At 71.7% G+C, this 9609-nt stretch carries 9 protein-coding genes; 5 read left to right on the plus strand and 4 right to left on the minus strand.

The window, feature by feature from the left end:
• The first annotated feature begins 352 nt into the window (after positions 1–352).
• From ASF20_RS10570 to ASF20_RS10585, 4 genes are all read left to right on the plus strand, one after another.
• On the plus strand, positions 353–1675 hold the full coding sequence (locus ASF20_RS10570) for a homoserine dehydrogenase (RefSeq protein WP_056273938.1): 1323 nt from the start codon (positions 353–355) through the stop codon (positions 1673–1675).
• A gap of 123 nt (positions 1676–1798) precedes the next feature.
• Entirely contained in the window at positions 1799–2785 is a 987-nt protein-coding gene (gene glpX / locus ASF20_RS10575) for a class II fructose-bisphosphatase (protein WP_056273940.1), read from the plus strand.
• A 588-nt stretch (positions 2786–3373) separates the two neighbouring features.
• Positions 3374–5041: a methyl-accepting chemotaxis protein gene (locus ASF20_RS10580; protein WP_056273943.1), complete on the plus strand. Its 1668-nt coding sequence runs from the start codon at positions 3374–3376 to the stop codon at positions 5039–5041.
• Positions 5042–5117: 76 nt separating this feature from the next.
• Entirely contained in the window at positions 5118–5891 is a 774-nt protein-coding gene (locus ASF20_RS10585) for an SGNH/GDSL hydrolase family protein (protein ID WP_056273945.1), read from the plus strand.
• A gap of 58 nt (positions 5892–5949) precedes the next feature.
• Here the strand turns inward: ASF20_RS10585 and ASF20_RS10590 are convergent, their stop codons facing one another.
• From ASF20_RS10590 to ASF20_RS10605, 4 genes are all read right to left on the minus strand, one after another.
• Entirely contained in the window at positions 5950–6825 is an 876-nt protein-coding gene (locus ASF20_RS10590; RefSeq protein WP_056221698.1) for a tetratricopeptide repeat protein, read from the minus strand.
• Between the two features lie 271 nt (positions 6826–7096).
• Positions 7097–8206, minus strand: a complete 1110-nt coding sequence (locus ASF20_RS10595; RefSeq protein WP_082501284.1) for a 5-(carboxyamino)imidazole ribonucleotide synthase — start codon at positions 8204–8206, stop codon at positions 7097–7099.
• A 47-nt stretch (positions 8207–8253) separates the two neighbouring features.
• The gene (purE, locus tag ASF20_RS10600; protein ID WP_056221704.1) at positions 8254–8751 is read right to left on the minus strand and encodes a 5-(carboxyamino)imidazole ribonucleotide mutase; all 498 of its coding nucleotides are present in this window, start codon (positions 8749–8751) and stop codon (positions 8254–8256) included.
• A 137-nt stretch (positions 8752–8888) separates the two neighbouring features.
• On the minus strand, positions 8889–9107 hold the full coding sequence (locus tag ASF20_RS10605) for a DUF465 domain-containing protein (protein ID WP_056221707.1): 219 nt from the start codon (positions 9105–9107) through the stop codon (positions 8889–8891).
• A 194-nt stretch (positions 9108–9301) separates the two neighbouring features.
• Here ASF20_RS10605 and ASF20_RS10610 point away from each other — a divergent pair, with 194 nt between their 5' ends.
• Positions 9302–9484, plus strand: coding sequence for a DUF465 domain-containing protein (locus ASF20_RS10610; protein WP_056221710.1), 183 nt, complete (start codon positions 9302–9304; stop codon positions 9482–9484).
• Positions 9485–9609 lie beyond the last annotated feature (125 nt).

Raw genomic sequence — 9609 nt, forward strand, 5'->3', positions numbered from 1 at the left:
TCTTGGGAGTCGCCGCCCTGTTCGCCGTCTCGCTCGCCTTCCGCACCCTCGACCGGGCGGTGTGTCCGGCCTGGCCCCTGGGCACCCACGCCCTCTGGCACATCCTCAATGCCGGGGTGCTCTGCGCGCTCATCGCCATCGCGGTCCGCTACCGTCGGCGCCGATCGTAACGCCGCGTCACCCCGACGGCCGGCCGTTTTGTTGCGCCCCCCGGCAAATCGTTGCAGAAGATCGGGCCGCGCCGAGCGCGGCATTCGCCTCCGCCGATCGACGCCGGGCCCGCACCGCCGCCGGACGCGGCAGGTCCCGGACCCGGCAGGTCCACGGCGCGACAGAGTGACGGAACACACCCATGACACAGAGCCTTCGCCTCGGCGTTGCCGGCCTCGGCACCGTCGGCGCCGCCGTCGTCCGGATGGTCGCCCGCCGGGCCGAGGCCCTCGGCCAGACCAGCGGGCAGGCGATTCGCGTCACCGCCGTCTCTTCGCGTGACCGGAGCCGCGACCGCGGCCTCGACCTCGCCGGCGTGACCTGGTTCGACGATCCCGTCGCCCTGGCGACCTCCGGGGAGGTCGATTGCGTGGTCGAGCTCATCGGGGGCGCCGAGGGGCCGGCCCGGCAGACGGTGGAGGCGGCCCTGGCCGCCGGCAAGCACGTGGTCACCGCCAACAAGGCGCTGCTGGCCAAGCACGGCGCGGCCCTCGCCCGGCAGGCCGAGGCGGCGGGCGTGGCGCTCGCCTACGAGGCCTCGGTCGCCGGCGGCATCCCGGTGATCAAGGCCCTGCGGGAGGGCCTGACCGGCAACGCCGTGTCGCGCGTCTACGGAATCATGAACGGCACCTGCAACTACATCCTGACCCGGATGGAGCGCGAGGGCCTGACCTTCGAGGCCTGCCTCAAGGACGCCCAGGCCCTCGGCTATGCCGAGGCCGACCCGACCTTCGACGTCGAGGGCTTCGACACCGCCCACAAGCTCGCGATCCTGACGAGCCTCGCCTTCGGCACCGAGGTCGACGCCGAGGGCGTTTCGGTCGAGGGCATCTCGGCGATCCAGCCCCTCGACCTGACCATGGCCGAGGAACTCGGCTACCGGATCAAGCTCCTCGGCGTCGCACAAACGGCGGCCGGGGGCATCGAGCAGCGGGTCCATCCGACCATGGTGCCGAAATCCTCCGCCATTGCCCAGGTGATGGGCGTGACCAACGCGGTCACCATCGATGCCGATGCGGTGGGCGAGCTCACCCTGATCGGTCCCGGTGCCGGCGGCGAGGCCACCGCCTCGGCCGTGGTCTCCGACATCACCGACATCGCCGCCGGCACCCGCCGCCCGACCTTCGGACGCCCCGCCGCCGCCCTGAGCCCGTCCCAGCGCGTCGCCATGCAGCGGCACGAGGGCGGCTACTACATCCGCCTCACCGTGCACGACCGCCCCGGCGTCGCCGCGGGCGTCGCCACCCGCATGGCCGAGCGCGACATCTCCATCGAGAGCATCCTGCAGCGCCGCTCCGAGAGTGCGGCCTCGAAGGACCCGCATGGCCGCTCGGGCCAGCCGGTCCCCCTGGTGCTGATCACCTACGCCGCCACCGAGGGCACGATCCGGGACGCCCTCGACGCGATCGCGACCGACGGCCTGCTCGCCGAGGCCCCCCAGCTGATCCGGATCGAGCGCGAATAGGGGCCGTGCGCACGATCTGGGGATGAACGAAGAAAACTGCGCGCGCGGCGCGAAACTTCATGCCAAACGCGCATTTTAGTTCATAAGGAGCGCCCGAGAGAGGCGCAGGGGCGCGAGGCTCACATGTCTGGTGGCAATTTGGAATCGCGCGCGCCGGTGGCCCGGTCCCTGACGCTGGAGCTGGCGCGGGTCACGGAGCGGGCCGCCATCGCCGCGGCCCGCCTGCGCGGACAGGGCCGCGAGAAGGAGGCCGACCAGGCCGCCGTCGACGCGATGCGCCTGGAGCTCAACCTGCTGCCCATCGACGGCACCGTGGTGATCGGGGAGGGCGAGCGCGACAACGCCCCGATGCTCTACATCGGCGAGCGCCTGGGCACCGGCGACGGCCCGAAGGTCGACATCGCCGTCGATCCCCTCGAGGGTACCACCCTCTGCGCCAAGGACATGCCCGGCGCCATCGCGGTGACGGCCCTGGCGGAAGCCGGCTCCCTGCTCGCCGCCCCCGACGTCTACATGCAGAAGATCGCCATCGGGCCCGGCTACCCGGCCGGCCTCGTCGATCTCGATGCCAGCCCGGCCGACAACATCGCTGCGCTCGCCCGTCACAAGGGCGTCGACCCGGCCCAGATCACCGCCATCATCCTCGACCGACCCCGCCACATGCAGCTCGTCGCCGCCGTGCGGGCGACGGGGGCGGGCATCCGCCTGATCTCGGACGGCGACATCGCAGGCATCATCCACACCGCCAATGCCGAGGCGACCGGAGCGGACATCTATCTCGGCATCGGCGCGGCTCCCGAGGGCGTGATCGCGGCCGGCGTGCTCCGCTGCATCGGCGGGCACATGCAGGGCCGCCTGATCCTCGACAGCTACGACAAGCGCGAGCGCGCCGCCCGGATGGGCATCAGCGACCCGAACCGGAAGTACGAGCTGCACGACATGGCACGGGGCGACGTCATCGTCGCCGCCACCGGCGTCACCGACGGCGCCCTGCTGCGGGGCGTCCGCTTCCGGCCGGGCCTGATCGAGACCGAGACCGTGGTCTACCGCTCGGCCAGCGGCACCGTCCGGCGCATGCTCTGCGAGCACCGCCTGCTGGGCGACGCCTGAGCGGGACACGTCCGGGGTCGGATCGGCGGGGACGCTCTTCGAGCGCAGCCCTGCAGATCGCCGCAGGATCGCCGGAAGATCGCGCGGAGCCGCGACGACTCCGTCCCATCGCGTGCGAGCGATCTTCGCTTCGGCCATTACCGGGCGAACCCGTTCGGCGGAGGATCGATGCCGTTCTGGTGGACCCGGCATCCGCATCCGCTGGCATCTCCGCGATCGGAAACCACCGCTTTCGGGACAGGTCGCTGTGCATCCGGGATGCCGCTGTCCTGCGCCGGGGATCTCCAAGTCTACGCTGGACGAATGGACGGATCGGTCGCGTCCGCCCACGACCGACCCGCATCGTCTGCGCCGACGACTATAGGCTCTCTCGAAACCGTGATGGAACCAAAGAGAGTAACTCTGAAAATGCTGTGGTTGTCTCGCAAGAGCTTCACGAAGATTTTTACGGACACGCCAAAGCATTCGGATTGGAAATAAAGCGACCTTTCATCACTTCGCCGGAGAAGCTCGGTGCAGAAATCCCGAGCCTCCCGCCGAACCGATGGGAGATCGGACACCCGACTCTCCCATCCGGCAGATCACCGCATGCGCACCACCATCAAAGGCCGCCTGGTCACGCTGCTCGGCGTGATGGGCTTTCTCCTGCTCCTCTCCGCGGGGATCGGCACCTTCGCCCTGTCGGAAAACCATCAGAGCTTCAATTCCGTCTTCGGCGACCGCATCGTCCCGCTGCGGCAGTTCAGCCTGATCCGTGATGCCTACGACGACCTGCTGGCGACGTCGCGCGCGCTTCGGAACCGGCAAGGGGAGGCCGGCCGGGCGACCGCGAAGATCGAGGCGGATCTGGGCAACATCCAGACCCAGTGGTCGGCCTACCTGGCGACCTACCTGACCCCGGAGGAGAAGGAGCTCGCCGCCGAGTTGCAGCGGCGCATCGACCACAACGCCGCGGTCGCGGCCGACATCCTCCGTCGCCTCGCCGCCGGCGGCACCCCCGACTTCGACGCGACCCACGCGGCTCTGGTGAAGGGCATGGAGGAGGCCAACGTCGTCCTGAGCCAGCTCACCGCCCTGCAGGTCCGGGAGGCGCAGGCCGAGTTCGACCGGGCCGAGACCCATTCGGGCTGGTCGCGCCTGGCGCTCCTGGCCCTGGTCGCCCTGGCCGCCGCCGCCATCGGCTTCGGCCTCTACACCGTGCTGGCCCTGGTCGTGCGCCCGCTCGGCGGCATGACCGGCACCATGGCCAAGCTCGCCGGCGGCGACGTCACGACCGAGGTGGCGGGCGCGCACCGCCGGGACGAGATCGGCGCGATGGCCCGGGCCGTCCAGGTCTTCAAGGACGCCATGATCTCCAAGCGCGACGCCGACGCCGCCGCCGCGATCGAGAGCGCCGCCAAGATGCGCCGGGCCGAGATCCTGGATGCCGCCACGCGGGGGTTCCAGGCGCAGGTCGCACGCCTGACCCACGGCCTGTCCTCCGCCGCCACCGAGATGGAGGCCACGGCGCGGGCGATGAGCCGCACCGCCGACCAGACGGCCGGGCAATCCCTGAGCGTCGCCTCGGCCGCCGAGCAGACCTCGGCCAATGTCCAGACCGTGGCGGCCGCGAGCGAGGAGATGGCCGCCTCCATCGGCGAGATCGCCGCCCAGGTCGCCCGCTCGGCGGCGATGGCCGAGCGGGCCTCCGAGAACGCGGCGGCCACGGACACGATCATCCTCGGCCTCGCCGAGGGGGCCGAGCGGATCGGCACGGTGGTTGGCCTGATCTCGGGGATCGCGGCCCAGACCAACCTGCTGGCGCTCAACGCCACCATCGAGGCGGCCCGCGCCGGCGAGGCGGGCCGGGGGTTCGCGGTGGTCGCGGGCGAGGTCAAGGAGCTGGCCTCCCAGACCGCGCGCGCCACGGCGACCATCTCGGACCAGATCACCACGATCCAGGGCGAGACCCGCCAGGCGGTCACGTCGATCCGGACCATCGGCGCGACCATCGCCGAGCTGCGCAGCATCGCGGTCGGCGTCGCGGCGGCCATGGAGGAGCAGGGAGCGGCCACCCAGGAGATCGTCCGCAACGTGACCCAGGCCGCCCAGGGCACGCAGTCGGTGACCGTCAGCATCGGCAGCGTGACCCAGGCCGCCGGCGAGACCGGGGCGGCCTCGTCCCAGGTCCTGGCCGCCGCCTCCGAACTCGCGCGCCAGTCCGAACAGCTGAGCGCCGAGGTCTCGGGCTTCCTCGCCACCGTCCAGGCCGCCTGAGCGGGCTTGCCCGACGGCCGGCTTTCGGGGCTGATGCCGGACGCCCCGGGCGCCGGGGCCGGCATCGGGGGAACGGATGAGCGGCTCCGACGACGACCGCCCGCGATCCGAGCCGTGGACCCGGCGCGGCCTGCTCGCCGGGGGCGTCGGAGCGGCGGCGCTCGGAACCGGGGGGCTTGGGGCCGGCGGGATCCTCGCGCCGCCGGACGCGGTTCGGCACGATCGCCAGATCGCCGAGGCCCACCTCGCCGCGCGTCTGCCGGCGATCCGGGCGGCGCTGGCGGCGGCGCGGCCGGGCTTCCTGTTCCTGGCGGGCAACTCGCAGGCCGAGCTTCTCGGAGCCGCCATGGTGCGACGGCCGGACGTGGTGAATGGCGGGATCGGCGGCACCTCGGCCCGCCGCTATGCCGGCGCGATCGACGGACTGGCCTTCCCCGTCCGGGCCGGAGTCGCGGTGCTGTTCGTCGGCACGAACGACATCCTGCGGCGGGCCGACCCCCTGTCGGCGCGCATGGCGGGCGGGTTCGCGGCGGCGACGTGCCGCATCGTGACGTGGCTGGCGGCGAATGCGGATCGGGTGCTGGTGGCGGCCGTGCCGCCGATCGGGCCGGAGGCCGGGGCGGAGCGCGATCCGGCGGCGGTGGCCGCCTACACGGCGCTCCTGCGTGATCTGTGCGCGCGGCAGGGCTGCCGGGTCTTCGACCCCTTCGCGGACCTGCGCGACGGTCCACCGGGCCTGACCACCCGGGCGGTGCCGCCGGACGGCGTGCACCTGCGCGACTACGACGCCCTGGCGGCCGGGCTCGAGACGCACCTGCGCGCGCTGCGGGACGGAGCGCCGCCGGACTGAGCGGCCGGCGGGGTCACGAAGCCTGCGGAGGCGCGGACGAACCCCCGCGCGGGGTCCATCAGTTGAACAGCGAGCCGACGCCGCCCTGGACGCGACCGAGACCCTGCTTGGCCACCGGGTTGCCGGGCTCGATCTGCGCGGCGCGCTGGTAGCTCTCCACCGCCTCCTTCCTGCGGTTGGACTTCTCGTAGGCGAGGCCGCGATAGGCCCAGGAGGTGGCGTCCTTGTTGTTGACGTTGAGCGCCGCGTTGTAGTCCTCGATCGCCTTGTCGTACTGGTTGGTGGCGATCAGGCTCTGGCCGCGCGCCGCATAGGGCGCCGCCACGAAGGGATTGCGGTCGATGGCGGCGTCGAAATCCGCGATGGCCTGGGTGTTCTGCCCCTGCTTCTGCCGGACGAGGCCGCGCGCGTGGTAGGCCTCGGCCGATTCTGGCGCGAGGCGGATCGCCTGGTTAAGGTCGGCGGTGGCGCCCTCGAGGTCGCCCTGGGCGCGCAGCACGTTGGCGCGGCCGATATAGGCCGGGGCGTAGTTCGGATCGGCCGAGATCGACTTCGAGAAGTCCTGCAGCGCGGCGTCGTTGCGGCCGATCTGGCGGTTGGCGAGCGCGCGGTTGTTGTAGGCCGAGGCCGAATTCGGGTCGATCTGCACCGCCTTGGTGAAGTCCCCGATGGCGTCGTTGAACTGGCCGGCCCGGGCATAGGCCGCGCCGCGGGTGACGTAGGCCGCCGCGTCGTTGGGATTGCGCTGGATCACGTCGGTGAGCGAGGTGATGTTGACCGTGGTGGCGCCCGTCTGGTCGGATTCGAGCACAGCGAACTGGCGCGTCGCGGTGGCGCCGCCGCCATAGGTCTCGCAACCGGCCAGCGCGGCCGCCGCGAGCGCCGTGGCCCCGATCAGCCCCGCCTTCGATGCCCGCAGCTTCAAAACCGTCATGGTCCTCGCTCCCCCCGGCGTCGCGCGCGACGCCGCCCCCGATTCGATTGCGTCCCGTGCCGAGCCCCGCATGGACGGGGCCGGTTGCGCCCGCACCCTCCCGCATCGCGGTGAATGCGCGCTTAAAGTCGGCGACGGGTTCCGCTCAAGCGGTCGGATGTGGCGAAGGTATGGCTTGCCGCGCGCGCCTGCACGAAACGGCTCCAAACGGCCGGCGGGACCGTCGGTTGCCGGGTGGGTGTCGCAATCGGGCCGCGGTTCGGGCGGCGTCTCAGGGTTTTGGCAGCAACTGGGTGACGTGGCCCATCTTGCGGCCCGGCCGGGCCTCGCCCTTGCCGTAGAGGTGGAGCTGGCTCCCCGGCCGGGCGAGGATCGCGGCCCAGTCGTCCACGTCGCCGCCGATCAGGTTGTGCATCTCCACCGCCATGCCGCCGACCCGGGCCGAATCGCCGAGCGGCCAGCCGCAGACCGCCCGGACGTGCTGGGCGAACTGTGAGGTCGTCGCGCCTTCGATGGTCCAGTGGCCGGAATTGTGGACCCGCGGGGCGATCTCGTTGACCACGACCCGGGCCGGGCCGTCCGCCTGGGGCACCAGGAACATCTCGACGGCGAGCACGCCGACATAGTCCAGCGCCTCGGCGATGCGGCGGGCGATGCCGATGGCGGCGGCCTCGGTCTGCGGCGCGATGCCGGGGGCGGGCACGCGGGTGACGGCGAGGATGTGGTCGCGGTGCTCGTTGGCGCAGGGGTCGTAGGCCGCGAAGGCCCCGTCGGCGCCGCGGGCGGCCACCACCGACACCTCCGCCTCGAACGGCACGAAGCCTTCCAGGATGCAGGGCGCGCCGTTGAACTCGGCCAGGATGGCGGCGGCGTCGACCGGCCCCTCGGCCCGGATCATGCGCTGGCCCTTGCCGTCATAGCCGAAGCGGCGGGTCTTCAGCACCGCCGGGCGGCCGATCTTTTCGAGCGCCCGGGTCAGGTCCTCGGCCGTGTCGACGGCCTGGAACGGCGCGGTCTCGATGCCGAGGTCGTTGATGAAGCGCTTCTCGGTCAGCCGGTCCTGGGTCGTGGCGAGTGCTGCGGCGTTCGGGTGCAACGGCGCCTTCGCGGCCAGGGCCTCGGCGGCCTGCGCCGGGATGTTCTCGAACTCGTAGGTGACCACGTCGACGCTCGCTGCGAAGCGCGCCAGGGCCGCGACGTCGTCGTAGGCCGCGATGGTGGCCTCGGCCGAGACGTCGAAGGCCGGGCTGTCGGCATCGGGCGCGAAGACGTGGACCCGCAGGCCGTAACCGGCGGCCGCGAGGGCGATCATGCGGCCGAGCTGGCCGCCGCCCACGATGCCGAGGGTCGCGCCGGGGCGGATGTCGGGGAGGGCGGTCACGGCGATTCGCTTTTCAAGGCAAGTTCCGGTTCACGGCAGATGGGAGTTTACGGCTGGTCGCTCTGCGGGGTCTCGGCGACGCTCGCGGTCTGCGCGGCGCGCCAGGCTTCGAGACGCGCGGCGAGGCCCGCATCGGTGAGGGCGAGGATGGCGGCGGCGAGCAGCGCCGCGTTGACGGCGCCCGCCCGGCCGATCGCCAGGGTGCCCACCGGGATGCCGGCGGGCATCTGCACGATGGAGAGCAGGCTGTCCTGTCCCGACAAGGCCTTCGATTCCACCGGCACGCCGAGGACGGGGAGGGGGGTCATCGCCGCGGTCATGCCCGGCAGGTGGGCCGCGCCGCCGGCGCCCGCGATCACCACCTGGAATCCTTCGGCCTTGGCGCCCTTGGCGAAGGCGACGAGGCGGTCGGGCGTGCGATGGGCCGAGACGATTCGGTCGTCATGGGCGACGCCGAGCGCATCCAGCGTCTCGGCGGCATGCCGCATGGTCGCCCAGTCCGACTGGCTGCCCATGATGATCGCGACCGGGGAGGCTCCCGCCATGGTCGTCAGATCCCTTCGCGATCAGGTGGTAAGACGGGCCGTGCGACGCGACGCGGCCCTTGGGAACGCCGAATACAAAAGCGGTGGCGTGCCCGCAAGGCGGCACCCGCCCGGACACCCGCCCGCCGGGGGCCCGGTCAGGCGATGATGTCGGGGGTGATCTGGTCCTCGAGATACGAGATCCGGTCGCGCAGGAAGAGCTTGCGCTTCTTCAGGCGCTGGATCTGCAGCTGGTCGGCCACCACCCCGACCTCGAGGGCATCGATCGCGCCGTCGAGGTCGCGGTGTTCCTGCTTCAGCCGCGCCAACTCGTCGGCGGGTTCCACCGACGCATCGTTATCGAACTGGACCGCCATCGCACCTGATGCCCCGGGACGCTTTCGCCGAAGACCATGCGTCAGCCGCTCGGCCTGGGCAAGAACCCGCCGCGCCTCCTGCACAACCATCCGCCTGCACAAACATCCGTCAAGCCGAGCCGTCGATAGGCTTCGACAGCCGGCTGATCATATGCCAGTCTGGCCCCGTCGAAACGAGACAGGAGACACAGCTCATGTCACTGCAGACGCACCTGACCCAGCTCGCCCGCAAGCACGAAGCCCTCGAGCGGGAGATCCACGACGCCACCATCCGACCCTCGGCGAACGACCTGCGCATCGCAGAGCTCAAGAGACGCAAGCTCCACCTCAAGGACGAGATGAACCGCCTGCGAAGCGAAACCGACCAGCTGCATTAGCGGCCGTCTCACCCCCACCGCCTCATCTCTCGAGCGTTCGCCGCCGCCGCTGGTCCCCAGGGCGGCGGTTTTCGTGTCCGGTGTCTTCGCGCCGCTGGTCCCCAGGCCGGCGGTTTTCGTGTCCG

Source organism: Methylobacterium sp. Leaf88 (assembly GCF_001422795.1).
Lineage (GTDB): Bacteria > Pseudomonadota > Alphaproteobacteria > Rhizobiales > Beijerinckiaceae > Methylobacterium.